This window comes from Micromonospora cynarisoli (assembly GCF_030518815.1).
Classification (GTDB): Bacteria; Actinomycetota; Actinomycetes; order Mycobacteriales; family Micromonosporaceae; genus Micromonospora; species Micromonospora wenchangensis.
In genome coordinates this window covers 6,641,020-6,666,744 of the sequence record NZ_CP130426.1, presented here as the reverse complement: position 1 = coordinate 6,666,744, position 25,725 = coordinate 6,641,020, and the positions used below count along the sequence as shown (strand labels likewise).

18 protein-coding genes are annotated in these 25,725 nt (G+C 74.3%); 8 read left to right on the top strand and 10 right to left on the bottom strand.

The annotated features are described in order from the left end of the window. The first annotated feature begins 24 nt into the window (after window positions 1–24). From Q2K16_RS29380 to Q2K16_RS29355, 6 genes are all read left to right on the top strand, one after another. A complete protein-coding gene (locus Q2K16_RS29380) occupies window positions 25–597 on the top strand; it encodes a DUF3000 domain-containing protein (RefSeq protein WP_302741547.1) in 573 nt (190 codons plus the stop codon). 185 nt (window positions 598–782) lie between these two features. Further along, entirely contained in the window at window positions 783–2,099 is a 1,317-nt protein-coding gene (locus tag Q2K16_RS29375; RefSeq protein WP_302741545.1) for a ribonuclease D, read from the top strand. Window positions 2,100–2,360: 261 nt separating this feature from the next. Next, window positions 2,361–3,557 (top strand): thiolase family protein, encoded by a 1,197-nt coding sequence (locus Q2K16_RS29370; RefSeq protein WP_302741544.1) that lies wholly within the window; start codon window positions 2,361–2,363, stop codon window positions 3,555–3,557. Next, window positions 3,554–5,620: a 3-hydroxyacyl-CoA dehydrogenase NAD-binding domain-containing protein gene (locus Q2K16_RS29365; RefSeq protein ID WP_302741542.1), complete on the top strand. Its 2,067-nt coding sequence runs from the start codon at window positions 3,554–3,556 to the stop codon at window positions 5,618–5,620. Before Q2K16_RS29370 ends, Q2K16_RS29365 begins: the two co-directional genes overlap by 4 nt. Window positions 5,621–5,788: 168 nt before the next feature. After that, window positions 5,789–7,063, top strand: coding sequence for a hypothetical protein (locus tag Q2K16_RS29360; RefSeq protein WP_302741541.1), 1,275 nt, complete (start codon window positions 5,789–5,791; stop codon window positions 7,061–7,063). 238 nt (window positions 7,064–7,301) lie between these two features. Next, complete coding sequence (locus Q2K16_RS29355) at window positions 7,302–8,033, top strand: hypothetical protein (protein ID WP_302741539.1); 732 nt, start codon at window positions 7,302–7,304, stop codon at window positions 8,031–8,033. 99 nt (window positions 8,034–8,132) lie between these two features. Here Q2K16_RS29355 and Q2K16_RS29350 read toward each other — a convergent pair whose 3' ends face one another. The 5 genes from Q2K16_RS29350 to Q2K16_RS29330 all read right to left on the bottom strand — a co-directional run bounded on the left by Q2K16_RS29350 (window position 8,133) and on the right by Q2K16_RS29330 (window position 13,298). Then, window positions 8,133–8,519, bottom strand: coding sequence for a VOC family protein (locus Q2K16_RS29350; RefSeq protein WP_302741537.1), 387 nt, complete (start codon window positions 8,517–8,519; stop codon window positions 8,133–8,135). 167 nt (window positions 8,520–8,686) lie between these two features. Then, window positions 8,687–9,838: a sensor histidine kinase gene (locus Q2K16_RS29345; protein ID WP_302741536.1), complete on the bottom strand. Its 1,152-nt coding sequence runs from the start codon at window positions 9,836–9,838 to the stop codon at window positions 8,687–8,689. Window positions 9,839–9,997: 159 nt separating this feature from the next. Then, the gene (locus Q2K16_RS29340; RefSeq protein WP_088645493.1) at window positions 9,998–10,660 is read right to left on the bottom strand and encodes a response regulator transcription factor; all 663 of its coding nucleotides are present in this window, start codon (window positions 10,658–10,660) and stop codon (window positions 9,998–10,000) included. 80 nt (window positions 10,661–10,740) lie between these two features. Beyond that, window positions 10,741–12,015, bottom strand: a complete 1,275-nt coding sequence (locus Q2K16_RS29335; protein WP_302741532.1) for an outer membrane protein assembly factor BamB family protein — start codon at window positions 12,013–12,015, stop codon at window positions 10,741–10,743. Continuing rightward, entirely contained in the window at window positions 12,012–13,298 is a 1,287-nt protein-coding gene (locus Q2K16_RS29330) for an outer membrane protein assembly factor BamB family protein (RefSeq protein WP_302741531.1), read from the bottom strand. The genes Q2K16_RS29335 and Q2K16_RS29330 overlap by 4 nt, the downstream gene beginning before the upstream one ends. A 109-nt stretch (window positions 13,299–13,407) precedes the next feature. Here Q2K16_RS29330 and Q2K16_RS29325 point away from each other — a divergent pair, with 109 nt between their 5' ends. Next, a complete protein-coding gene (locus tag Q2K16_RS29325; RefSeq protein WP_489671942.1) occupies window positions 13,408–15,285 on the top strand; it encodes a DUF6311 domain-containing protein in 1,878 nt (625 codons plus the stop codon). 54 nt (window positions 15,286–15,339) lie between these two features. Here the strand turns inward: Q2K16_RS29325 and Q2K16_RS29320 are convergent, their stop codons facing one another. Further along, window positions 15,340–17,259 (bottom strand): hypothetical protein, encoded by a 1,920-nt coding sequence (locus Q2K16_RS29320; protein ID WP_489671941.1) that lies wholly within the window; start codon window positions 17,257–17,259, stop codon window positions 15,340–15,342. Between the two features lie 299 nt (window positions 17,260–17,558). On the opposite strand from Q2K16_RS29320, the gene Q2K16_RS29315 reads away from it, so the two are divergent. Beyond that, a complete protein-coding gene (locus tag Q2K16_RS29315; protein ID WP_302741529.1) occupies window positions 17,559–18,755 on the top strand; it encodes a hypothetical protein in 1,197 nt (398 codons plus the stop codon). A 145-nt stretch (window positions 18,756–18,900) separates the two neighbouring features. Here Q2K16_RS29315 and dxs read toward each other — a convergent pair whose 3' ends face one another. From dxs to Q2K16_RS29295, 4 genes are all read right to left on the bottom strand, one after another. Next, window positions 18,901–20,856 carry a 1-deoxy-D-xylulose-5-phosphate synthase gene (dxs, locus tag Q2K16_RS29310; RefSeq protein ID WP_302741527.1) on the bottom strand — a complete coding sequence of 652 codons (1,956 nt, stop codon included), beginning with the start codon at window positions 20,854–20,856 and terminating at the stop codon, window positions 18,901–18,903. 112 nt (window positions 20,857–20,968) lie between these two features. Further along, window positions 20,969–22,159, bottom strand: coding sequence for an anhydro-N-acetylmuramic acid kinase (locus Q2K16_RS29305; protein ID WP_302741526.1), 1,191 nt, complete (start codon window positions 22,157–22,159; stop codon window positions 20,969–20,971). A 13-nt stretch (window positions 22,160–22,172) separates the two neighbouring features. Beyond that, complete coding sequence (locus Q2K16_RS29300) at window positions 22,173–23,447, bottom strand: class I SAM-dependent RNA methyltransferase (RefSeq protein ID WP_302746651.1); 1,275 nt, start codon at window positions 23,445–23,447, stop codon at window positions 22,173–22,175. 107 nt (window positions 23,448–23,554) lie between these two features. Continuing rightward, window positions 23,555–25,624: an APC family permease gene (locus tag Q2K16_RS29295; RefSeq protein ID WP_302741525.1), complete on the bottom strand. Its 2,070-nt coding sequence runs from the start codon at window positions 25,622–25,624 to the stop codon at window positions 23,555–23,557. Window positions 25,625–25,725 lie beyond the last annotated feature (101 nt).

Sequence of the window (25,725 nt, the reverse complement as noted above, 5' to 3'; positions counted from 1 at the left end):
GCGGGGCGGCATAGGCTGCCGGTCATGGCCCCCCCGATCGCGCTCCCGGAGACGTTCGCCCGCGCGGTCGCCGGCCTGCGGTCGGTCACCCCCCGGGCGGAGATCGTCCTGGAGGAGGTCGGCGCGCCCCAGCGGCTCGCCCCGTACGCGTTCGCCCTCTCCGCCACCGTGCTGCGCGACGACGACGAGGTGGCCGACGGCCGGCTGATCCTGCTGCACGATCCGGCCGGGCACGACGCCTGGCAGGGCACCCTGCGGCTGGTCACCTACGTGACCGCCGACCTGGAGGTCGACCTGGCCGCCGACCCGCTGCTGCCGGGGGTGGGCTGGACCTGGCTCACCGACGCGTTGGAGGCGCACCAGGCCTGCTACCGGGCGGCCGGTGGCACCGTCACCCAGACCGTGTCGACCCGGTTCGGCGACCTGGCCGGCCCGCCCGCCGCCGGGGACGTCGAGATCCGGGCGTCCTGGACGCCGCTCGGCGAGGATCTGGGCGCGCACCTGTCGGCCTGGTGCGCGCTGCTCGCCTCCACGGCGGGGCTGCCGCCGCCCGGCGTCACCGCGCTCACCGACCGCCGGCCGGCCGGCGCGGCCTGAGCACCCCGCGACACGCCCGGAGCACACAGCAGATGTCCCTGGTGTCCGGGGGACGTCCCGCGCGACGCCGAATGTCCCGCACGCGAGGTGGCCGTCCTTACCGCCCGGACCTCTGCCGGACACCGGGACGACACACACCGGACCGGCTGCGCACACCATCTCGCCCGGCGCACTAGGGTTGTCAGGTGACCGACGAACCACCCCTGCGCCGTCGGGCCGCCGAAAGCCGTACGGCAGACGTTCCGCCCCCGGCCGTCGCGGAGCCGGCGGACGCGGGCACCGAGCAGCCCTCCGGCGGGCCCGTACCGCTGACCGCGCCCCGCGACGGCACCCCCCAGCCGGTGGCCACCCCCGCCGAGCTGGACGAGGTCGTGGCCCGCTTCGCGGCGGGCACCGGCCCGGTGGCCCTGGACGCCGAACGGGCCTCCGGGTACCGCTACAGCCAGCGGGCCTACCTGGTGCAGCTGCGCCGGGAGGGGGCCGGCACCACGCTGATCGACCCGCTGCCGCTGCCGGACCTGACCGCCCTCGACGAGGCGATCGGTGCCGCCGAATGGGTGTTGCACGCCGCCAGCCAGGACCTGGCCTGCCTGGCCGAGCTGGGGTTGCGTCCGCGCCGGTTGTTCGACACCGAGCTGGCCGCCCGGCTGGCCGGCTTCGAGCGGGTCGGCCTGGCCGCGCTGACCGAGCAGTTGCTCGGCTACACCCTGGAGAAGCACCACTCGGCGGCCGACTGGTCCAGCCGACCCCTGCCCGAGTCGTGGCTGACCTACGCGGCGCTGGACGTGGAGATGCTCGTCGACCTGCGCGACGCGCTGGACGCGGAGCTTCACGCGCAGGGCAAGTCGGCGTGGGCGGCGGAGGAGTTCGCCACGCTGATCACCTGGGCCACCCGGCCGCCCCGGGTGCGGGCCGAGCCGTGGCGGCGGACCTCCGGCATCCACCGGGTCCGGGGGGCGCGGGCGCAGGCCCGGGTCCGGGCCCTGTGGTACGCCCGGGACCAGATCGCCGTGCGCCGCGACGCCGCTCCGGGCCGGGTGCTGCCCGACTCGGCGATCATCGCCGCCGCCGAGCTGGACCCGAAGGACGAGAAGACCCTGCTGACCCTGCCCGGGTTCGGCGGCCGGTCGGTACGCCGGCTGGCCCGGTCCTGGCTGACCGCGCTCGACGAGGCCCGCCAGTTGGCCGACGACGCGTTGCCGGTCACCCCGACGGTCGAGGGGCCGCCCCCGCCGCACCGGTGGGCGGAACGCGACCCGGTGGCGGCCGGGCGGCTGACCCGCTGCCGGGAGGTGGTGGTCCGGGTCGCCGGTGAGCACCGCCTCCCGCCGGAGAACCTGATCACCCCGGACTCGGTCCGTCGGCTGGCCTGGCAGCCGCCCGACGAGATCACCGTGAACACCGTCACCGAGGTCCTGCGCGGCTACGGCGCACGCCAGTGGCAGCTCTCCCTCCTGCTGCCCGCGCTCGCCGAGGCGCTGCTGCCCGCGCCCCGGGCCTGAGCCGCCGCGCTCCGCCTACGACCCGGGCTGCGCGGCCGGTCCGGCTTCGGCGGCCGGGTGGCGACGCGTGCCCGGCCGGGGCCGGTGGGCCTTCACCCGACCCGGGCCGCAGTGTGGGGTGGGCCACACCGGGGGTGGTGACGGCCGTGGTTACTGGCGAGTAGCATTCCCGGGGAAACGCCAGTGCCGGCCGACCCTCACCCGGCCCGTGCCGCCCCCCGCGGCGCGTGGGCCGGGTCGTGGTCGATAAGGAGGCTCCAAGTGCCCCGAGAAGTTCGGGATGTCGTCTTCGTCGACGGTGTCCGCACCCCGTTCGGCAAGGCGGGTGGCATGTACGCCAACACCCGTGCCGACGACCTGGTCATCCGCTGCATCCGCGAGCTGCTGCGCCGCAACCCCCAGCTGCCTCCGGAGCGGGTCGAGGAGGTGGCCGTCGCCGCCACCACCCAGATCGGCGACCAGGGCCTCACCATCGGCCGCACCGCCGCCCTGCTGTCCGGCCTACCCAAGACCGTCCCCGGCTTCGCCGTCGACCGGATGTGCGCCGGGGCGATGACCGCCGTCACCGCCGTCGCCGGTGGCATCGCGATGGGTGCGTACGACATCGCCATCGCCGGTGGCGTCGAGCACATGGGCCGGCACCCGATGGGCGAGGGCGTCGACCCCAACCCGCGGATCATCGCCGAGAAGCTGGTCGACCCGTCCGCCCTGGTGATGGGGGCCACCGCCGAGAACCTGCACGACCGGGTGCCGCACATCACCAAGGAGCGCACCGACGCGTTCGCGCTCGCCTCGCAGCTCAAGACCGCCAAGGCGTACGCCGACGGCAAGCTCCAGGCCGACCTGGTGCCGGTCGCGATCCGCGACGACGAGGGCGGCTGGGGCCTCGCCACCGCCGACGAGGCGCCCCGGGAGACCTCGCTGGCGAAGCTGGCCACCCTGAAGACCCCGTTCCGCCCGCACGGCAGGGTCACCGCCGGCAACGCGGCAGGTCTCAACGACGGCGCCACCGCCAGCCTGCTCGCCGACGAGGCCACCGCCCGCGAGCTGGGCCTGCCTGTCGCGATGCGGCTGGTGTCGTACGGCTACGTCGGCGTCGAGCCCGAGGTGATGGGCGTCGGCCCGATCCCGTCGACCGAGAAGGCGCTGCGCATCGCCGGCCTGAGCATCGACGACATCGGCCTGTTCGAGCTGAACGAGGCGTTCGCCGTGCAGGTGCTCGCCTTCCTCGACCACTTCGGCATCGCCGACGACGACCCCCGGGTCAACCCGTGGGGCGGCGCGATCGCCATCGGTCACCCGCTCGCCTCCTCCGGCGTACGGCTGATGACGCAGCTCGCCAGGCAGTTCGCCGAGCACCCCGAGGTGCGCTACGGCCTCACCGCCATGTGCATCGGCATCGGCATGGGCGGCACGGTCATCTGGGAGAACCCGAACTGGGAGGGTGCAGACAAATGAGCCTCAGCGCACCGAACGAGGTCGTCACCCGGGCGCTGCTGCGGCAGGTGACCGTGCCGGGGCTGGACCGGCCCGCCGCCCTGATCACCCTGGACAACGGCTTCGACCACACCAAGCCGAACACCTTCGGCCCGGGTGGCCTGGCGAGCCTGGACGAGGCGATCACCGCCGCGCTCGCCGCCGAACCGGCGTTCGTCGCGGTCACCGGCAAGCCGTACGTCTTCTGCGTGGGCGCGGACATCACCAGCCTGCCCGCGCTGGCGGACCGCGAGCAGGCGCTGGAGATCGGCCGGCTCGGCCACCGGGTCTTCGCCCGGCTCAGGGACAGCGCCGTGCCCACCTTCGCCTTCGTCAACGGCGCGGCGATGGGCGGCGGGCTGGAACTGGCCCTGCACTGCCACTACCGGACGCTGTCCGGTGGCGCGGCGGCGCTGGCCCTGCCCGAGGTGTCGCTCGGGCTGGTGCCCGGCTGGGGCGGCACCCAACTGCTGCCGAACCTGATCGGCATCCCCGCCGCCACCCAGGTGATCCTCCAGAACCCGCTGATGCAGAACAAGATGCTCAAGCCGAAGCAGGCCGCCGAGATGGGCATCGCGGACGTGCTGCTGGAGCCGGCCGACTTCCTGGAACGGTCGCTCCAGTGGGCGGCCGGGGTGGTCCGGGGCGAGGTCACCGTCACCCGGCCCGAGGTCGACAGGGACATGTGGGCGGGCGTGCTCTACTTCGCCCGGCAGACCCTCGATGCCCGGCTGCACGGCGCGGTCCCGGCCGCATACCAGGCGCTGGACCTGCTGGAGACGGCGAAGGACGCCGACTTCGCCACCGGCACCGCCGCCGAGGACGAGGCGCTGGCCGACCTGATCTTCTCGGAAGAGCTGCGCAGCGGCCTGTACGCCTTCGACCTGGTGCAGCGACGGGCCAAGCGGCCGGCCGGCGCGCCGGACAAGAGCCTGGCCCGGCCGGTCACCAAGGTCGGCATCGTCGGCGCCGGCCTGATGGCCAGCCAACTCGCCCTGCTGTTCGCCCGCCGCCTCCAGGTGCCGGTCGTGCTGACCGACCTGGACCAGTCCCGGGTCGACAAGGGCGTCGGCTACGTGCACACCCAGATCGAGAAGGCCGTCAGCAAGGGCCGGATGGACAAGGGCACCGCCGCCAAGCTGTACGGCCTGGTCTCGGGCTCGGTCGACAAGTCCGTCTTCGCCGACGCCGACTTCGTCATCGAGGCCGTCTTCGAGGACCTGGACGTCAAGAAGCAGGTCTGGGCCGAGCTGGAGAAGATCGTCTCGCCGGAGGCGGTGCTGGCCACCAACACCTCCTCGCTGTCGATCACCGCGATGGCCGCCGAGCTGGAGCACCCGCAGCGGCTGGTCGGCTTCCACTTCTTCAACCCGGTGGCGGTGCTGCCGCTGCTGGAGATCGTCCGGGGCGAGCGGACCGACGACGCCACCCTGGCCACCGCGTTCGCCGTGGGCAAGCAGTTGAAGAAGTCCTCGGTGCTGGTCTCCGACGCCCCGGCGTTCGTGGTCAACCGGCTGCTCACCCGCTTCCTGGGCACCGTGTTCGCCGCCGTCGACGCCGGCACCCCGCTGGACGTCGCGGACAGTGCGCTGGACCCGTTGGGGCTGCCGATGCGTCCGCTCGCCCTGCTCCAGCTGGTCGGGCCGGCCGTGGCGTACCACGTGGGCGGCACCCTGCACGCGGCGTACCCGGACCGGTTCGGCGTCAGCGAGAACCTCCGTCGGATCGCCGACTCGGGTCAGCCGATCGTCGTCGAAGACCGGATCAACGACGAGGTGGCCAAGCTGCTCGTCGTCGGGGACCAGCCGCTCACCGCCGAGCAGGTCCGGCAGAACGCCCTCGACGCGCTGGCGCAGGAGATCCGGCTGATGCTCGACGAGGGTGTCGTCGCCGAGGCGCAGGACATCGACCTGTGCATGATCCTCGGTGCCGGTTGGCCGTTCCACCTGGGCGGCATCACGCCGTACCTGGACCGGACCGGCACCTCCGAGCGGGTCACCGGGCGGCGTTTCCTGCCGCGTGGGGTCGCCAGCCTGCGCGCCTGAACCATCCCCGCTCCCCCACCGATCGCGGTGGCCGCCGATGTCCTCCCCCCGGGATATCGTGGCCACCGCGATCGTCGTTTGCGTACCCTCGTCAGACTCGGGGGGCTGCGCGGCCGGGCTCCGTCTGGCTACCATCACGCGTTCTCACCCTCGCCTGGAGCTGATCTGATGACCTCACCGCCGGTCGATCCCTGGTCCGGGCAGCCGGAGCACGGCTCGCCCACCGGTCACTACTCCGACGGCCCACCGGCACCGCCCGAGGGCCCACACACCCCGCCGCAGGGTGGCGGCTGGCCCACCACGCCGTACCCGGCGGCATCGCAGCCCGGCGGATGGCCGGCCGACCCGCAGTCGGGCCCGCCGGCCGACCCGTACCCCGGCCCGCAGTACGGCGGCTGGCCGCAGTCCGACCCGGCGCAGGGCGGCTACCCCGGTGCCCCGCAGTCCGTCCCGCCCGCCACCCCACCGTCGGGCTACCCGGGCGCCCCGCACTCCGGTCCGCCCGGCCCCCCGCAGTCCGGCTACCCAACCGCCGCCCAGCCCGGCTACCCGGCGGCCCCGCAGTCCGGCTACCCGGGCACGGCCCAGCCCGGCTATCCCGGCTCGCCGCAGCCCGGTTACCCCGGCCCGCAGCCGGGCTACCCGGGTGCCGCCGGGTCGGGCGGCTACCCCGATCCGGCCGCGCAGCAGTACGCCGGCTTCGGCGGCGCGCCGTTCAGCTCCCCGCCGGCCCCACCGCACGCCCCCGCGCCCCAGCGGTCGAAGCTGCCGCTGCTGCTGTCGTTGGGGCTCGTCGGGCTCCTGGTGCTCTGCCTCGGCGGCGGCGGCCTCACCTGGGTCGCCCTGAGCGACGACGACGACCCGAAGACGCCTACCCCGTCGCCGACGCCCACCGCGGTCACGTCGCCCACCCCGAGCCCCACGCCTGTCGAGACCGACAGCCCGACCCCCGACCCGACCCCCTCCGAGAGCGTCGACGACCCCGGTCCGATCCGGCTGGTGACCCCGTCGACCCTCGGCGGCCGGTCCAAGAGCACCGACCCGGAGCTGCGCCGGATCGCCGACCAGATGGTCCGCGACATGAAGTCCGAGGTGCGCAACGAGACGGGCGCGGTGAGCGCGTTCTACGGCAGCGCGGCCAGCAAGAACATGGTGATGATGGCAGGTGCGTCCGGCCCGGTCATCCTCCCCGAGCAGGAGCTGGACGACGCGGTCAAGGGGCTGGGCAACTCGCTCGCGGTCACCAAGATGTCCACCATCGACCCGGGCCCGCTGGGCGGGGTCGCGAAGTGCGGTGACGGCAAGGCGTCCGGTATCGCGCTCGGCGTCTGCGTGTGGGCCGACCACGGCAGCGTCGGCATGATCGTCATGTACTTCTCCTCGGCGGCCAAGGCGAAGTCCGAGTTCGTCGCCATCCGGGGTGAGATCGAGAAGCGGGACTGATCCGCCCCGGGGCGGTCACCTGGGTCCACCGGACCCCGTGGCCGCCCCTGCCGCTGTCCACGCCCACCGGCGCGCGGGGGCGGCGGCCGGCGCCGGCCGTGCTCCGGCACCCACGCGGGCGGGTGGCCTCGGCGTCGACACGGGCGGTGACCTGGGGCGGACCGGTCGACGGCGAGGGATGTCGGTCGGGCTGGCTAAGATCACCCGGCCTCAACAAACGATCTCTGGAGCCGATCTGATGTCCCAGTCCCCGACCACCCCTCCCGCCCACCAGCCGGACGGCGACGCGCCGCAGGGTAGCTACCCGCCGCCGGCACCGCAGGGCGGCTTCCCGCAGCAGCCGGACGGCGTCGGGGCGACCCCGTACGCCGCCCCGCCCACGCCGGCGAAGAAGCGGTCCGTCGGCAAGATCGTCCTGATCGTGCTGGCCGTGCTGCTGGTGCTCTGCCTCGGCGGCGCGGCGATCGCCGCCTTCGCCCTCAAGGACGACGTCAAGGAGGCGGTGGACGCCGCCAACACGACCGTCTCCGCCCCCGCCACCCTGGCCGGCCGGCCGCAGGTCACCGAGCCGGGCCTGAAGGCGGTCGCCGACAGCCTGGTCACCGAGATGAAGAAGTCCGTGCAGAACGAGACGAGCACCGCAGGTGCCTTCTACGGCGACCCGGCCAAGCGGGACCTGCTGATGATCGCCGCCGCGTCCGGGGTGATGGTCGACCCCAAGAAGGAACTCGACGACGCCGTCACCGGCATCTCCAGCCAGCTCAACGTCACCAACATGGCGGCCGTCGACGCCGGTCCGCTCGGTGGCGACGCCAAGTGCGGCGACGGCAAGAGCGAGGGCGTCCCGCTGGGCGTCTGCATCTGGGCCGACCGGGGCAGCGTGGGCCTCATCGTCCAGTACTACAAGTCGGCCGCCGAGCTGAAGTCCGAGTTCGTCACCATGCGCGGGCAGATCGAGAAGAAGGGCTGACCCCACCCGGTCGCCCCGACGGGCCCCGTCCACCCCAACGGTGGGCGGGGCCCGTCGGCGTCTAGGCCGGCCCGCCGGCAGCTACGCCGGCCCGCCGGGTCAGCCGGTGGTGGCGGCCCGCTCGGCGGCGCTGCGCAGGACGCAGAACTCGTTGCCCTCCGGGTCGGCCAGCACCACCCAACCGGTGCCGTCGGCCCGGCGCTGGTCGTCGACCTGGACGGCACCGACGGCCAGCAGCCGCGCGACCTCCTCGTCCCGGGTCCGGTCGACCGGCTCCAGGTCGAGGTGCAGGCGGTTCTTCACCGACTTGCCTTCCGGCACGGCCAGGAAGAGCACCTCCGGCCCGCCCGGCGGCAGCAGCATCGCCTCCGGGTCACCGGGGTGGTCGTCGGGCTGGCGGGGGCACTCGAAGACCTGCGCCCAGAAGCCGGCCAGGGCGTAGGTGTCGTGACAGTCGATACCGATGTTGTGGATCCGTGCGCTCACGGGTCTGCCTTTCGCAGCAGTGGAACGCGCCCCGTGACGTGCGGTGTCAGCGGTGGGCAGGGCGGGGCGCGGGACAGGTCATGATGGACATCGACCGCACCCCCTCTCCTCGGTCCGGGCCGACCGGGCGATCATTCCAGGCGTCCGGCCGGGCCGGCAAGCCGTTTTCAGCCCGGGGTCTGGTCGGCAGAGGGCAGCGTGACCGTCACCTCCAGACCTCCGCCCTTCTGCGCGGTGACCTGGACCGTTCCACCGTGCGCGTCGCAGACCGCCCGGACGATCGACAGGCCCAGCCCGGAACCCCGGGCCCCGGTGCGTTCCCGCCCGCCCCGGCGGAACGGCTCGAACAGCCCCGGCACGTCGGCCTGGTCCACCTCGAACCCGGTGTTGCGCACCACCAGCCAGGACGAACGCCCGTCGGTGCCGGTACGCACCCAGAGCCGGCCGTGCAGGTGGTTGTAGCGCACCGCGTTCTCGATCAGGTTCCCGGCCAGCCGGTCCAGCAGGCCCGGGTCACCGGTCACCGGGGCCGGTCGCAACGAGGACTGCACCCGCAACCCGATCCGCTCGACCTCCCGGGACACGGCGGACAACGCGTTGGCGGTGCCTGTCGCCAGGTCACACTCCGTACGCCGGGCCAGCCGTCGACCCGTCTGGGCCTCGCTCCGGGCCAGCACCAGCAACGCGTCCACCAGGCCGTTGGCGCGTTCCGAGGCGTCCCGGACCACGGTGGCCATCCGGCGGTACTCGGCGGCGTCCGCCTCGTCGTCGCTGAGCGTCACGTCGATCTCGGTACGCATCACCGCCAGCGGGGTCCGCAGCTCGTGCGAGGCGTTGGCGACGAAGCGTTTCTGCGCCTCGAAGGCGGCCGTTATCCGGTCCAGCATCGCGTCGAAGGTCCGGGCCAGCTCGGCCACCTCGTCGTCCGGCCCGGACCAGCCGATCCGCTGGTCGAGCGTGGTCTCGCCGAGCCGGCGCGCGGTCGCGGTGACCTGGTGCAGCGGGCGCAGCGTCCGCCCGGCCACCCAGTACGCCCCGGCCACCCCGACCACACTGATCGCCAGCAGCGCCAGCAGGCCCTTGACCAGCAGTTCGTCGGAGGCCGCGTCGACCAGCTGCCGCTGCCACACCGCCGCGTCCAGCGACCGCCCGTCGGCCAGCAGCACGGTGGTGCCCGGCCGCAGCTCGTCCGTTGGCCGCAGCGCGTCGCGCACCAGCAGCCAGGCCAGCGTCACCAGGATCGCCCCGGCCCCGACCAGCAGCACCCCGTTGAGCAGCGTCAACCGTAACCGCAGGGTGGGCCGCAGCCGCCGGCTCACGACCGCACCCCGGGCCCCGGGCAGCCGCCCCGCCGCACCGGCCCGCCGTCCAGGCCGGGCCGCTGCCCCAGGGCCGGCCGCACCGGCCCGCTCCGCGCGCTCATGGACCGACCTCACTTCGCGACTGCGGGGCTCGCACCACCGGCTCACTCCTCACGTTCATGAACCGACCGTCCGGTAGCCGGCGCCGACGACCGTCTCGATCAGAGGTGGGTCGCCGAGCTTCTTGCGCAGGGTCCGCACGGTCACCCGGACGATGGTGGTGAACGGGTCGGTGTTGGCGTCCCAGACCCGTTCCAGCAGCTCCTCGCTGGAGACCACCGCGCCGCGCGCCTTGACCAGCTCGCTGAGCACCCCGAACTCCTTGTTGGTCAGGTCGACCGGAGCGCCCGCCCGGGTGACCACCCGGCGGGCCGGGTCGAGCACCACGTCACCCACCTGGAGCACAGGCGGGGCGGCCGGGGTGGCCCGCCGGCCCAGCGCCTGCACCCGGGCCACCAACTCGTCGAAGGCGAACGGCTTGGGCAGGTAGTCGTCCGCGCCGAGGCCCAACCCCTCCACCCGGTCGGCGACGCTGTCGCTGGCGGTCAGCATCAGCACCCGGGTGAGGGTGCCGGAGGCGGCCAGCTCGGCGCAGATCTGGTCGCCGTGCATGCCGGGCAGGTCGCGGTCGAGGACCACCACGTCGTACCGGGTGACGAAGGCGGCCTCGTGGCCGGCGTCCCCGTCGTACGCCACGTCGACCGCCATGCCCCGCTTGCGCAGCCCCCGCACGATCGCGTCGGCGAGGTTCCGTTCGTCCTCGACCACCAGCACCCGCATCCCGACCTCCTCGCCGACCTGTCCGACAACCTAGCGTCGTCGGCCAAACGCCCGGCCGCAGGCGGGCCGCCCGGCACCCCTCAGTCGGGCATCCGCCACACCCCGAGGCTGTTGCGCTGCCGCCAGCAGACCAGCACCCCCTGGCTCCGCCAGCAGGCGTCCCACCGGCCGGGCAGCACGTCGCGGACCCGCAGCGTGCCGTCGGCCGGGTCCAGCTCGGCCAGCAACTGCCGGTCGCCGGTGGCCGGCCGGACGGCCAGCAGCCGGACGATGGGCGGCCACTGGTGGACCAGCTCCCACCGGCCCAGCTCGGCCACGGCCCGGCCGGTCGCCGCGTCGAGCAGGGCCAGCCGTGGCGGCCCGTCGGCGTTGACCCCGACCAGCCGGCCGGCGACCGACGCGACCGGGGACCACCGGTCGGACGTCCAGCGCACCCGGCCGGTCACCGGATCGAGCACCTCGGTCCCGGACGACTCGTCCAGGCAGACGGCGTCGCCGCAGGGGTGGACGGACCAGGCGTCCCGCGTCGACACCGGCGCGTCCCACCGCCGCCGGCCGGACGCCAGGTCGTAGCCGGCCAGCCGGCCCGGTTCCCCGTCGACCAGCAACAGGTCACCGACCGGTTGGGCCACGTGGTGATGGTCGCTGCGGGCGGGCGGCACCGGGAACGCGAGTCGGCGTACGCCGGTGCCGACGTCGTACGCCTCGGCCCGGCCGGCGCTGGTCACCACGACGAGTTCCGCGACGCCGCGTTCCCCCGCCCGGTAGCCGACGGTGGCCGCCCCGGCGGTGACCGTCCAGCGGACCGCGCCGGTCGCCGGCTCGACCCCGCGCACCGCGACCCGGTCGACGTGCACGTCCTCCAGCAGCAGCCCGCCGTCGGCGGTCGGCACCGCCACCCCGGGCTGCCGCCACCGGGTCCGCCCGTCGACGTGGTCGAGCACCATGGAGACCGGTTCGCCCCCGGGGTCGGTGGTGACCACCACGTCGTCGCCGACCCCGTCCAGCACCACCAGCTGGTGCCGGGGCGACAGCGACGTCTCCCAACGGATCCGCCCGTCGGCCAGGTCGATCGCGGTGAGCTGCCGGCTGCCGGCCGGCGCGAGCGCCGACGGGTAGGCGAGCACCAGCAGGCCCCCGACGATCAGGTGGCTGGGCTCCGGCACGTCCGGCACTGGCACCGGGGTCAACCGGGTCGGTCCGGGTGCCGCACCGGCCAGGGTGAGCAGCAGGAGCAGGGCGGTCAGGGCGACGGCCGCCGGGTGGCCGGCCGACCGCCGCGCCCGGGACCGGCGAGCCGGCGGAGGTGTCGGATCGTCGTGGTGACCGACCTCGCCCAGGTCGATCACCGTCACCGGGGCACCCGCCAGACGCCGAACGCGCCGTCCACCAGCCGGCACAGCAGCAGCTGCGCGCCGGCCTGGCAGTCGCCGGAGACGGCCGGCAGCACGTCGCGCACCCGGGCCCGGGCGGCGGCCACGTCCAGTTCGGCGACCAGCATCCGGTCCTCACCGGCCGGGCGCACCCCGAACACCGGCCCATCCGGGCTGTGCGACGCGGCGACGTTCCAGACGTCCAGTTCGGCGGCGACCCGCCCGGAGGCGACGTCGAGCACCACCAGCGGGTGCCAGACGCCCCGGCCCAGGCCGCTCGCCAGCATCCGGCCGCCGCGTTCGGTCCCGGACAGTTCCCACCGGTTGTCGCGCCACACCGTCCGGCCGGTCGCCGGGTCCAGCGCCCGCACCCCGCCGGCGGTGCCCTGCGCGCAGATCAACGACCCGCACGCGACGAAGAACGACGGCGTCGGCAACGGCACCTCCCACCGGCGGTCCAGCCCGTCGAGGCCGTACCCGGTGAGTCGGCCGGAGTTCCCCTGGATGGTGAGCAGCAGGTCACCGACGACGTCGAACCCGGTGTTCGACGGCGAACCCGCCCGGTCGAGCGGTGCGGTGTGCAGGCGTACCCCGTGCCGGGCGTCCCAGACCTCGGCCGGGCCGTCCGGGCGCACCGTCACGATCCGGTCCACCCCGTCGGCCCGGTTGCGGTACAGCGTGACCGGCGACGGCATCGGCACCGACCAGCGGTCCCGTCCCGTGCCCGGGTCGACCGAGTGGACCGTCGGCGGGCCGTCCGCGCCGTCCTCGAAGAGCAGGTCGGGGCCGGCGGGCCGGCCCGCCCCGAGCCGCTGCCACCGCACCCGGCCGGTGTCGCGCGCATGGGCGAACGTCCGGTACGCCCCGTCCGGCCGACCGGAGGAGCCGGTGAGCAGCAGCAGGTCGGCGTGCCGGCGCAACTGCGCGGAACCGCTGACCACCGGCACCGGCACCTGCCACCGGCGTACCGGCCGTGCCCCGGCGGAGGTGGGGACGGTCCAGGCGCTCAACCAGCCGGGGGCGGCGGCGGTGCCGCTGGGTTCGAGCAGGAAGACCTCCCCGTCGGCGAGCAGCGCCACCGTGCCGAGCAGGGCGGGCACCACGGCCGTCACCCGCTCCGCCACCGGCGCGGCGGCGTTCGACGCCAGCAGGGTGAGCGCCAGCACCACCGCCAGCCGCAGCGGCCGGCCGACGGCCCGGGGCGCGGGACCGGACGGCGGTGGCAGCGGATCGTCGCGGAGCTCACCCAGATCGATGACCGTCACGCGCACCCTCTTTCGACCGTCACGCCCCGCCGGTGACGCGGAGCGCCACACACCGGGTCACCGGAGCGGCCGGTCGTCGCCTGTACGATGGCCCGTCGTGGCCGTGCCGGTGGTAGATCCCTCGTTGAACCCGACGTCCGCGCGTGACGCGGTCGAGCCCGACGCGACCGACCCGCAGGGGCGGCCCCGCCGACGGCCGGGCCGGGCCGACGTGCTCGCCATCGGAGCCTATGCGCTGATCGGCGTTCTCGTGTGCCTGAACTACTGGGTGGACGTGCAGCACCGGGTGTCGTCCCACCTGCCGACCGACCACAGCTGGTTCGAGTGGCTGTTCACCCATGGCGCGTACTCGGTGCGGCACCTGGAGAACCCGCTGTTCAGCGCCCGGCAGAACGCCCCGGACGGGGTGAACATGATGGCGAACACGTCGCTGCTGGGCATGACCATCCCGCTGGCCCCGGTCACGCTGCTGTTCGGACCGCAGGTGACGTACGCGCTCTATCTGGGCGGGGCGCTCGCCGCGACGGCGGCCACCTCGTACTGGATGCTCTCCCGGCACCTGGTGCGCTCGCGTGCCGGCGCGTTCGTCGGCGGCGCGTTCCTCGGTTTCGCCCCGGGCATCGTGCACCACGCCAACGGGCAGCCCAACTTCGTCTCGAACTTCCTGCTGCCGGTGATCGTGGCCCGGGTGCTGCGGCTGGGCCGGCCCGGCCGGTGGCGGCGCGACGGGCTGGTGCTGGGCCTGCTGGTGGCGTACCAGGTCTTCATCAACGAGGAGATGCTGCTGCTGACCGCGCTGGCCTGCCTGGTGGCGGTGCTGGCGTACGTGGTGCAGCGGCCCCGCGAGGCCCGGGCCCGGGCCGGCGGTTTCCTGGCCGCGCTCGGGGTCGGCGGCGGGCTGGCGCTGCTGCTCACCGCGTACCCGATCTGGTACCAGTTCAACGGGCCGCAGTCCTACCGGGGCCTGCAGGGCGGGGTGTTCCACAACTGGGGCGAGGACCTGATGGCCTTCGTCACCTTCGCCCGGGACACGGTGGCCGGGGACGAGGCGGTCGAGAAGACCATCGGCCTGACCGAGCAGAACACCTGGTTCGGCTGGCCGCTGGTGCTGGTCGCGCTGGCCGCGCTGGTGCTGCTCTGGCGGCGGTCGCTGGCCGCCCGGATCGCCGGGGTGCTGGTGGTGGTCTTCACCGTCGCGGCGATCGGCCCCAAGGTGCGGTTCAACGGGGTGGAGACCACCGTGGACGGCCCGTGGGCGTACATCCCGGACGACCTGCCGCTGGTCGAGATGATGATGCCGACCCGGCTGACCCTGGTGGTGACCGGTGCGGTCGGCGTCCTGCTCGCGCTGGCCTGGGACGCGGTGGGCGGCCACGGCCGGTCCCGGGTGCCGACGCCGCGCCCCGCCGCCGACGACACGGCCGTCGCCGACAGCGCCGGGAGGGCCACGCCGGCCCGTCGCCAGTGGGTCCGGCCGGTCGGGTACGCGGCGATCGCGCTGGCGGTGCTGCCGCTGTTCCCCCGTCCGCTGCCCGCGCAGCACATCGACCTGCCGCCGCGCTTCATCACCGCCGGCGGCTGGCGGCCGTACGTGCCGGACGGGCGCACCCTGGTCCCGGTACCGATCCCGAGCAACGTGCACGGCCTGTCCACGCTGCGCTGGAGCGCGCTGACCGGGCACGAGTTCCCGGTGCCGGGTGGCTACTTCATCGGCCCCAACGAGTTAGGCGAGGGCGTCTTCGGCGCGCCGAACCGGCCGACCAGCACCCTGATCTACGCCACCATCGACGCCGGCACGGTGCCCGCGCTGACCGGGGAGAACCGCCGGCAGGCGGTGGAGGACCTGCGGTTCTGGCGGGCGTCGGTGGTGGTGCTGGGGGCCCATCCGCGCGAGGCGGTGCTGCGGGACCTGATGACCGGCCTGCTCGGCCCGGCGCAGCGGGTCGACGACGTCTGGCTCTGGGACGTCCGCCCCCTGGTCGGCTGACCCGCCCGGCGCGCGGCACGACCCGGCCGGACCGTCGTCCGGCCGGGTCGAACGTCAGGCGGTACGGGCGGACAGCGGCCGGACGTCCCACACCCACACGTCGAGTTCCCGGCGGGCGGGGCCGACCAACTGCTCGACGGTCCGGCGCAGCGGCTCCGCGTTGTGCTGGCGCAGCGGAAGCACCAGCACGGCGGCGTTCCAGTGCCGCAGCTCGTCCAGGCTGCGCCGACGCTGCCGGTCGTCCAGTTTGGTGGTCCGGCCGGTGGTGGCGACCTCGTCGAGGAGCTGCCCGATGCCGCTGGGGCGCCCGCCGAACCGGCCCGGGTCACCGGTGTTGCCGTTGCGCGGGGCGAGGAAGTAGCCCCCCGGGATCTTGAAGTCCAGGTTGGTGGCCGCCGCCCAGCGCATCCCGTGGGTGTTGCCCATGCTGGGCACGGGCACCGGCACCAGGGTCTGCCCGGGGCCGACGTACTCGCGCCAGCGGTCGGCCGTGATGAAGTCCGGCACCGGCGGGCGGGAGGTCACCTTCAGCGGCATCGGCACGATCGGCAGCAGGGCCAGCACCAGGGCGGCCACCGTGACGGTCTTGGCGTGCTGCCACTGCGCGCCGCGCAGCGTCCAGGCCCGCTGCACGGCCAGCGCCAGCAGCATGCCGATCACCACGGAGGTGATCAGGGCGAACCGGGTGGGCACCACCGCGTCCAGCAGCGGCAGCCGCACCAGCAGTTCCCACGGCCCGGTGACCAGGTCCCGCCCCCACCAGGAGATCCGCTCGCCGAGGGAGAGCAGCGCGAAGAACGCGCCGGTGACGGCGAGCGCCCGGACCAGGCGTTCGCGGCGCAGCCAGAGCACGATGCCGACGGCGATCAGCGACAGGCTCCAGCCGAAGAAGGCGTTCTCCTCGGAGTAGTTCGGGGCCAGGTTGACGTTGGCCCGTTCGTTGCCGCCGAAGGTGGGCGAGCCGGGGGCGAAGAAGGCGGCGATGTCGTTGCCGTAGTCCTGCACCGCGTCGCTGAGCCCGTGGTACGCCATCGGCCCGGCGAACTGGATGTAGAGCGGGTACGCCAGCAGCGCCCCGGCCAGCACCGCGCACGCGGCCAGCCCCTTGGCCAGGGGCCGCCACGCCGCCGACCAGAGCGCCGGCCGCTGCGCCACCATGGCGATCAGGAAGATGCCGCAGGCCAGGGCGGTGAAGAGCAGGATCTCCTCGTTGATGAACGCCTGCCCGGTGACCAGCACGGCGAGCAGCAGCCCGTCACGCACCGGCCGGGTGGAGCGGGTCAGCACCATCACCCGCCACACGATGAACGGCAGCAGGAATTGGCTGATGATGTTGGGGTGCCAGTTGGCGTGCGAGAGCATCGCCGGGGAGAACCCGCAGAACCAGCCGCCGACCGCCGCGGCGAGCCGCCGCCGCACGAGGTGCCGGGACAGCACGTGGTACCAGGCGGCGGCGGTGCCGGCGAGGCCGAGGGTGACCAGCACCACGAAGGACACCGCCGGCCCGAACAGCAGGGTGACCGGGACCATCGGGATGCCCAGCGCCAGCACCGCCGTGTTGGCCATCAGGTTGACGCCGTCGGGGAAGTTGAACTGGTCGGTGTAGAACGGGAACTCCCCGTGCAGCACCACCCGCACCGAGTGGGCGAGGAAGAACTGCACCTGCGCCGGGTCGCTGCTGTAGAGCGAGGCCACCCGGCCGGCCGGGTCGACCCAGATCCGGCTGGTCACCCAGAGCGCGACGAGCAGGAAGACGCCGTACACCACCAGGTCCTTGCGGCGGGCGGTCCAGCGCCAGCGCCGCCACCACGCGGCAGGCGTCGCGCCGTCACCGTCCGTGTCCGCAGCCACCCGCTCCGGTACGACCACCGCCGCCGCACCGGCACCGTCGACGTCAGGTGCCGCGGTCGCCCCGTCGGGTGCCGCCCCCACCGGCGGCGCGTCGACAGGCGACGCCTCGACCGTCCGGTCCACAGGTGCCGGTACGTCGGCGATGCGCAGGTCGGCAGAGGTGGGACGGGTCACGGGTGGGGGCGCGGTCGCGGTGGCCGTCGTGCCGCGGGCGGAGCCCCCGGAGTCGTCGGGGGCCGCTGCGGAGGCGCCACGGGGCTCGGCAGACGTCACAGTCGGCGGAGTCTACCGGAGCCGGGAAAAAGCCCGAAATTCACTGTGGTGTCCCTTGTGGTCATCGGGACACGGCTGCGGGGCGTCACCGGGCGTTGCGTACCATGTGGGCTTCCGACAACGACGGCGACGCGATCGGGGGCGTAGGGATGGCTTCGGTTCGCCGTCGCGGCACGACGGTCGCCGCGCTGCTCGCCCTGCTGCTGGTGGCCCCGGCGTGCGGCCCGGTCGCCGGGCGTCAGGTCCACGAGCTGCGGGTCGGCTACGACAGCCTGGACGGCACCCGCGCGGTGTGGCCGCCGCGCGGCGCGCTCGCCGGGGACGCCACGGCGACGGCGGCGGTGACCGAGGCGGTCCGCGCCTGGCGTTCACCGATCGACGACCGGGTCCACCTGCCGTCGTCGGGGATCCTCTGGTCGGGTGCGGTCGACGGCGTGCCACTGGCCCTGGTCGCCGCCGACGTGCCCGGGGAGAGCGCCTCCTGGCTGCTCCAGCTCACCGGGCGCGACGGCCGGTACGAGGTGACCCGCGCCAGCGAGTACACCGACCCGGGTTACCTGGTCTATGCCGACGTCCTCCCGCTGCACCTGCCGGACGGCCGGCGCTACCTGACCTCGGGCCGGGTGGAGCGGCTGCTCGGCCCGGACGGTCGGGCGCTGATGCTGACCGACGGGCTGACCGGCCCGGTGAAGGTGCCCGACTGCCGGGCGGTGCCGGTGACGGCCACCCTGCGGGCCACCGAGTCGCTGCCCCGGGGGCGGGCCGCCGACCGCCTGCTCGATCTGGGCGTCGCCACCGTCGACCCGAGGTATCCCCTGGTCCGCGACGACACCGGCTCCGGCCGGCGGGCCCTCGACGGGTTAGACACCTGCGTGCTGGCCGACGAGCAGGGGCCGTTCGGCAGCATCCCGCGCCGGATCGGCGACCGGGACGCGCCCCGGTCGGTGCCCGAGTCGTGGCCGATGGAGAAGGTGGCCGTCCGGGCCATCGGCGAGATGACGCTGGGCGGCGGGAACGACCCCGGCGACCTGGAGCAGCTCAGCTGGGAGACCGACGCCGGGACGATGACCGCGGTGGTCTACCGTCCGGCCGGCGACGGCACGCCCGTGGTCTCCCCCGCCGACCGGTCCAACCCGTTGCAGACGTACGTGCTGCCGGTGCCGGGGCAACCGCTTGTGGTGCTGACCTGGCGGGGCAACCGGGACGCCTCCCTCTCGGTGCCGCCCGGCACCCCCCGCCTGGTGGAACGTCCAGGCCTGGTGGTCGTCCCGATGCCCGCCTCCCGGCAGACCTTCAGCCTGGCCACCGCCGAGAAGACCTACTACCGCTCCGCCGGCGGCCGCTGACCCCCTCCCCGCCCCACCCCGGCTGGCCCCGACTCCCCGGCGGCGGCGACACGGGCGGGGCGGGCGGCAGCGGGAAGCGGGAAGGAAGACGGGCGTGGGGGCGGTCACGGCGCTGCCGTGACCGCCCCCACGGGGTCGGGGTGGGTCAGTTGGGGGTGGTGTCGGGGGCCGGGAGCCGGACCGTCTCCACCGAGGGGGCGTCGCCGTCCAGGCCGGAGATCCAGCCGGTGACGTCGCGGGCCACGTCCTGCGCGGTCAGCCGCAGGTCGGCCAGGATCTGCGCCCGGGTGCCGTGCGGGTGCCAGTCGGCCGGTACGCCCAGGTCGCGCAGCGGCACCCGGACGTCGGCGTCCCGCATCGCCTGGCCCAGCGCGTCACCGACACCGCCGATGCGGACGCCGTCCTCGACGGTGACGACCAGGCGGTGCCCGGCGGCCAGCTCGACCAGTTCGGCCGGCACCGGACGCACCCAGCGCGGGTCGACCACGGTGACGCCGTAGCCCTGCTCGGCCAGCCGGGACGCCACCTCCATCCCGAGCAGCCCGAACGAGCCCACCGCCACCAGCAGCACGTCGGTACGGGCCGACTCGGCCAGCACGTCGACCGGGCCGACCCGGCGCAGCGCCGGCAGGTCGGCGGCGACGGTGCCGGTGGGGAACCGGACGATGGTGGGACCGTCGTCGACGGCGATCGCCTCGCGCAGCTCCTCACGGAGGCTGGCCGAGTCGCGGGGGGCGGCGATCCGCAGCCCCGGCACCACCCCGAAGACCGACATGTCCCAGATGCCGTAGTGGCTCGGCCCGTCCGGCCCGGTGACACCGGCCCGGTCCAGCACGAACGTCACCGGCAGCCTGTGCATCGCCACGTCCAGCAGGACCTGGTCGAAGGCGCGGTTGAGGAAGGTCGCGTACACGGCCACCACCGGGTGCAGGCCGCCCATCGCCAGGCCGGCCGCGGAGGTGGCCGCGTGCTGCTCGGCGATGCCCACGTCGTACACCCGGTGGGGGTGCTTGCGGGCCAGGGTGGCGATGCCCGTGGGCTCGGCCATGGCGGCGGTGATGCCCACCACGTCGGGCCGCTCGTCGGCGATGGCGACCAGCTCGTCGGCGAAGACCTGGGTCCACTTCACCGACGGGGCGGCGAGCAGCTTGCCGGTCTCGACGTCGAACGCGCCCGGACCGTGCAGGCAGTCCGCCTCGTCCTCCTCAGCCGGGCGGTAGCCGTAGCCCTTGCGGGTCACCGCGTGCACGATCACCGGGCCGCCGAAGTTCTTGGCCGCGCGCAGCGCCGACTCGACGGCGGCGACGTCGTGCCCGTCGACCGGGCCGACGTACTTGATGCCGAGGTCCTCGAACATGGCCTGCGGGGCGACCGCGTCCTTGATGCCCTTCTTGACCGCGTGCAGCACCTCGTACATCGGCTTGCCGACGAACGGGGTGTTGCCGAGGGCGTCCTTGACCGTGTCGAGGACCTTCTCGTAGCCGGGGTTGAGCCGCAGCGACGACAGGTGGTCGGCCAGGCCGCCGATGGTGGGCGAGTAGGAGCGGCCGTTGTCGTTGACCACGATCACCAGCCGGTTGCCGGCGGTGGCGATGTTGTTCAGCGCCTCCCAGCACATGCCGCCGGTGAGCGCCCCGTCGCCGACCACGGCGACCACGCTGCGCTGCTCGCCCCGCAGGGCGTACGCCTTGGCCAGGCCGTCGGCGTAGGACAGGGCGGTGGAGGCGTGCGAGTTCTCGATCAGGTCGTGCTCGCTCTCGGCCTGGCTGGGGTAGCCGGAGAGGCCACCGCGCTGGCGGAGCTTGTCGAAGCCGTCCTGCCGGCCGGTGAGGATCTTGTGTACGTACGACTGGTGGCCGGTGTCGAACAGGAGCCGGTCGCGCGGGGAGTCGAAGACCCGGTGCATGGCCAGGGTCAGCTCCACCACGCCCAGGTTGGGGCCGACGTGTCCACCGGTGCGGGACACCTTGGCGATCAGGAAGTCACGGATCTCGGCGGCGAGGATGTCCAGCTGTTCGCCGGTCATCCGCTTCACGTCCTGCGGACCACGGACGGTGCCCAGTAGCCGACCGTGGTTGGCCGTGTCCTCGTCAACACTCATGACGTGAGAGTCTATCGGCCGCCGCACACTCCGCAGCCCTGCCGTGGATCACCGCAGGTGGGGGCCCGGATCGGCGGTGCCACGGCCGCCGCTGCCGGTGTGACGGCCGGGGTCAGCGGAGCACGACCAGCCGGCGGGGCGGACGCGGCGCGGCCACCCCGTACGGCGGCCCGGACGGGGTCCAGGAACCCAGCACGGCGGCCCGCCGCGCGCCGGTCACCGAGGGCAGCGCGCCCGGCAGCCCGTGCCAGGACAGCCACCCGAGCAGGGCGAACGCGTACGCCTCCCGGGCCTGGGCGGGCACCCCCAGCTCGTCGGTGGTGCGCAGCGTCCACCGGCCGCCGCCGAGGGCGGACAGCCGATCCCACAGGGTCGGGTTGCGGACCCCGCCACCGGCGGCCACCAGCTCGGTCACCAGGTGCCGGGCGCAGGCGTCGGCGACCGTCCGGGCGGTCAGCTCGGTCAGCGTGGCGAACACGTCGTCGCCGGCGACCGGTTCCCCGAGCGCCGCCAGCCGGTCGTCGAGGTAGCCGGCGTGGAACAGCTCCTTGCCGGTGGACTTGGGTGGCGCCGCCGCGTAGTAGGGCTCGGTGAGCAGCAGCGCCAGCAGCCCGGGGTGCACCCGGCCGGCCGCCGCGCGTACCCCGTCGACGTCGCAGGGCCGGTCGAGGAACCGGCGGGCCGCCGCGTCGAGCAGGGCGTTGGCCGGGCCCACGTCGTAGCCGAGCACGGGGGAGTCCGGCGCGACCACGGTGAGGTTGGCGATGCCGCCCAGGTTGAGCGCCGCCCGCACCCCGCCGCCGGGCCGCCCGCCCGGGTCGGCGTCGGCGGCCGGGGCGAGCAGCAGGGCGTCGAAGGCGGGAACCAGCGGCGCGCCCTGCCCACCGGCGGCGACGTCCGCCGACCGCAGGTCCGACAGCACGGGTACGCCCACCCGGGCGGCGACCCGGGCCGGCGCGCCGAGCTGGAGGGTGCCGTGCACGGTGCCGCCGTCGACCCAGTGGAAGACGGTCTGCCCGGGTGAGACGACCAGGTCGGCCGACCCGCCGGCCAGCTCGACGCCGAGCGCGGCGGCGTCGGCGAACACCGCGCCGAGGGCGTTGTCGAGCCGGCAGACCGCCTCGACCGTGGTCGGTCGTGGCGGCAGCACCGCCCCGATCCGCTCCCGCAGCTCCGCGTCGTAGCCGCACTCCCGGTGCCCGAGCGGACGCATCCGCAGGGTGTCCCCGACGGTGCTGAACTCGGCGGCGACCACGTCCACCCCGTCGTACGAGGTGCCCGACATCAGCCCGACGATCTTCATCGGGCCAGGTTAGTCAGCGGGCCGGGGGCAGGAACAGGCCGACGAGTTCGACGTGCTGGGTCATCGGGAACAGGTCGAGGCCGCGCAGGGCGGCGAGCCGCCAGCCGGCCCGGCCGAAGGTGCGTACGTCCCGGGCGAAGGCGGCCGGGTCGCAGGCCACGTACGCGATCGCCCGGGGGGTGGCGGCGATCATGTCCCGCACCACGGCCGCGCCCGCGCCGGTGCGCGGCGGATCGAGCACCACCAGGTCGACCGGGCCGGTGATCCGGCGACGGGCCAGCGCGGTCTCCACCCGGGCGGCGACCACCTCGACCCGGGGCAGGTCGACGAGGTTACGCCGGGCGGCGGCGACCCCCTCGGCGGCGGACTCGACCACGGTGACCCGGGCGTCCGGGCCGACCCGGGCCGCGAGCGCGGCGGCGAACAGGCCGGCGCCGCCGTACAGGTCCCAGACGGATTCGCCGGGCCGCGGGTCGAGCAGGTCGAGGACCGCGTCGGCCAGGGTGTCGGCGGCGGCCGGGTGCACCTGCCAGAACCCGCCGGCCGGCAGCGTCCAATCCCGACCGGCGGCGACCTCGCGTACCGTCGCCGGGGCGCTTGGCGGCGACCCGCCGGGGTCGGCCACCGTCGGCCCGTCGGGGAGGTCGACCGGGGTGGGGAGCCCGTCGGCGACGGCGGTGACCACCACGTCGCCGCCGGTGGAGGCGACCGTCGCCACCGCGTCGGCCGCCGTCCAGTTCCGCCCGAGCACCGGCAGCGCCTGGATCGCCGGGTGGGCGATCAGGCAGCGGTCGATCGGCACCACCTCGTGCGAGCGGTGCTTGAGCAGCCCGGCCCGGCCGGTGGCGTCGACCGCGTAGCGGACCCGGGACCGCCAGCCCAGCGGGCCGCCGGGCAGCGGCGCGACGGTGACCCGCAGCGCGTCGATCTCGGCGTCGGTGAGCCCGCCGAGCCGGCTGAGCTGCTCGCGGACCACGGCCGTCTTCCAGTCGAGCTGGGCGGCCGGGGCCACGTGTTGCAGGTCGCAGCCGCCGCAGCCGCCCGGCCGGGCGTACGGGCAGGGCGGGGCGACCCGGTCCGGCGACGCCTCGACGATCTCGACGGCGTCGGCGCGGGCGAAGCCCCGGTGCAGCTCGGTCACCTCGGCGACCACCCGCTCGCCTGGCAACGCGTGCCGGACGAAGACCACCTGGCCGTCGACCCGGGCCACGCAGTGCCCGCCGGGGGCGACCGCGTCGACGGTCAACTCGACCCGCTCGGCCTCCTCCAACCCGGACCGCTGCTCCAACCCGGACCGCTGGTCCCCCTTGACCGACCGGTCCGGCCGGGCGGTGCCGCTGCCGGCCGACGCGGCGCGGTCGGTGGTCACCGGGTGGGCGGGGCCGGGGTACGCGGTCACTGGCGGTCTCCGGTCGACGGGCCGGGCTCGCCGGGTGGGGCGGTCACCGGCGGGGCGGGCGGCGGCAGGGTGCTGCGCGGCGCGACCCGGGGCCCCCGGGCCGGGGTGCGGCTCAGCGTCTCGTCCAGCCGGTCCAGGTTCTTGGTCGCGGTGGACGCCAACTGCCAGGGCACACTTGTCACCATCACGCCCGGCTCGAAGAGCAGCCGGCCCTTGAGCCGCAGCGCGCTCTGGTTGTGCAGCAGGTTCTCCCACCAGTGGCCCACGACGTACTCGGGGATGAAGACGGTGACCACGTCGCGGGGCGACTCCCGGCGGGTGTTCGCCACGAAGTTCAGGATCGGCCTGGTGATCTCCCGGTACGGCGAGTCGACCACGGTCAGCGGCACCGGCAACTCGCGGCGCTCCCACTCCTGCTGGAGCTGCCGGGTGTCCTTCTCGTCCACGTTGACGGTGACGGCGGTCAACGTGTCAGGCCGGGTGGCGCGGGCGTAGGCGATCGCCCGCAGGGTGGGCTGGTGCAGCTTGCTGACCAGCACGATGGCGTGGTTGCGGGCGGGCAGCACCCCGCGTACCTCGGTCGGTTCCAGCTCGGCGGCGATCCGGTCGTAGTGCCGGCGGATGGCCAGCATCAGCACGTAGATCACCGCCATCGCGGCGATGGCGATCCACGCGCCGAGCAGGAACTTGGTGATCAGCACGATGACCAGGACAGTGCCGGTCATCGCCATGCCGAACGCGTTGATCGCCCGGGAGCGGAAGATCCGGCGGCGGGCCTCCGGGTCCCGTTCGTGGCGCAGGTGCCGGTTCCAGTGCCGGATCATGCCGGCCTGGGAGAGCGTGAACGAGACGAAGACGCCGACGATGTAGAGCTGGATCAGCCGGGTCACCTCGGCCTGGAAGCCGACGATCAGCACGATCGCGAACACGGCGAGGAAGACGATGCCGTTGGAGAACGCCAGCCGGTCGCCCCGGGTGTGCAGTTGCCGGGGCAGGTAGCGGTCCTGGGCGAGGATCGAGCCGAGCACCGGGAAGCCGTTGAACGCGGTGTTCGCGGCCAGGAAGAGGATCAGCGCGGTCATCCCGGCGACCACGTAGAGCAGCACCGACCCGCCGCCGAAGACGGTCTCGCCGAGCTGGGTGGTGACGGTCTTCTGCACGTACCCGTCGGGGCCGGAGAGGATCTGGGTGTTCGGGTCCTCGACGAACTGGAGGCCGGTCAGCCTGGCCAGCCAGATGATGCCGACCAGCATGGCCACCGAGATCGTGCCGAGCAGCAGCAGGGTGGTGGCCGCGTTGCGGCTCTTCGGGGCCTTGAACGCCGGCACCCCGTTGGAGATCGCCTCGACCCCGGTCAGCGCGGCGCAGCCGGAGGAGAACGTCCGCAGCAGCAGGAACACCAGCGCGAAGCCGGTGACGCTGTGCTCGGCCTGGATCTCCAGCCCGGCGCTGGGGGCGCGCAGGTCGTCACCGAGGACGAAGTACCGGACCAGCCCGGTGACGATCATGCCGCCGATGACGATCACGAAGCCGTAGGTGGGGATGGCGAACGCGGTGCCGGACTCGCGCAGCCCGCGCAGGTTCATCGCGGTCAGCACCACCACCGCGCTCACCGCGATCAGCACCTTGTGGGTGGCCACGAAGGGCACCACCGATCCGAGGTTGGCCACCCCGGAGGAGACCGACACGGCGACGGTCAGCACGTAGTCGACAAGCAGCGCGCTGGCCACCCCCAGCCCCGCCCGGGGACCGAGGTTGACCGTGGCCACCTCGTAGTCGCCGCCGCCGGAGGGGTAGGCGTGCACGTTCTGCCGGTAGCTGGCCACCACGGTCAGCATGACCACGACCACCGCGAGGGCGATCCAGGGGGAAAACAGGAACGCCGACGCCCCGGCGATGGAGAGGGTCAGCAGGATCTCGTCCGGGGCGTACGCGACGCTGGACAGCGCGTCGGAGGCGAAGACCGGCAGGGCGATGCGCTTGGGGAGCAGGGTGTGCTGGAGCCGGTCGGACCGGAACGGTCGACCGACGAGGAGTCGCTTCAGCAGCGAGGTGGGACTGGCCACAAGCGCTAAGGGTACGACCACCGGATGCTGGTCGCCGGGGGGTGCCTGATCCCCTTCCCCGGCCACGGCGCGGTACCGTTCGGTCCCCCGTGGTCGGGGTG

What these genes read in the sequence shown, in the direction of transcription:
- Q2K16_RS29355 (WP_302741539.1), top strand. Translation starts at nt 7,302, where the DNA reads ATGTCCCAGTCCCCGACCACCCCTCCCGCCCACCAGCCGGACGGCGAC.
- Q2K16_RS29340 (WP_088645493.1), bottom strand. Translation starts at nt 10,660, where the DNA reads ATGCGGGTGCTGGTGGTCGAGGACGAACGGAACCTCGCCGACGCGATC.
- Q2K16_RS29305 (WP_302741526.1), bottom strand. Translation starts at nt 22,159, where the DNA reads ATGAAGATCGTCGGGCTGATGTCGGGCACCTCGTACGACGGGGTGGAC.
- Q2K16_RS29365 (WP_302741542.1), top strand. Translation starts at nt 3,554, where the DNA reads ATGAGCCTCAGCGCACCGAACGAGGTCGTCACCCGGGCGCTGCTGCGG.
- dxs (WP_302741527.1), bottom strand. Translation starts at nt 20,856, where the DNA reads ATGAGTGTTGACGAGGACACGGCCAACCACGGTCGGCTACTGGGCACC.
- Q2K16_RS29315 (WP_302741529.1), top strand. Translation starts at nt 17,559, where the DNA reads ATGGCTTCGGTTCGCCGTCGCGGCACGACGGTCGCCGCGCTGCTCGCC.
- Q2K16_RS29380 (WP_302741547.1), top strand. Translation starts at nt 25, where the DNA reads ATGGCCCCCCCGATCGCGCTCCCGGAGACGTTCGCCCGCGCGGTCGCC.
- Q2K16_RS29360 (WP_302741541.1), top strand. Translation starts at nt 5,789, where the DNA reads ATGACCTCACCGCCGGTCGATCCCTGGTCCGGGCAGCCGGAGCACGGC.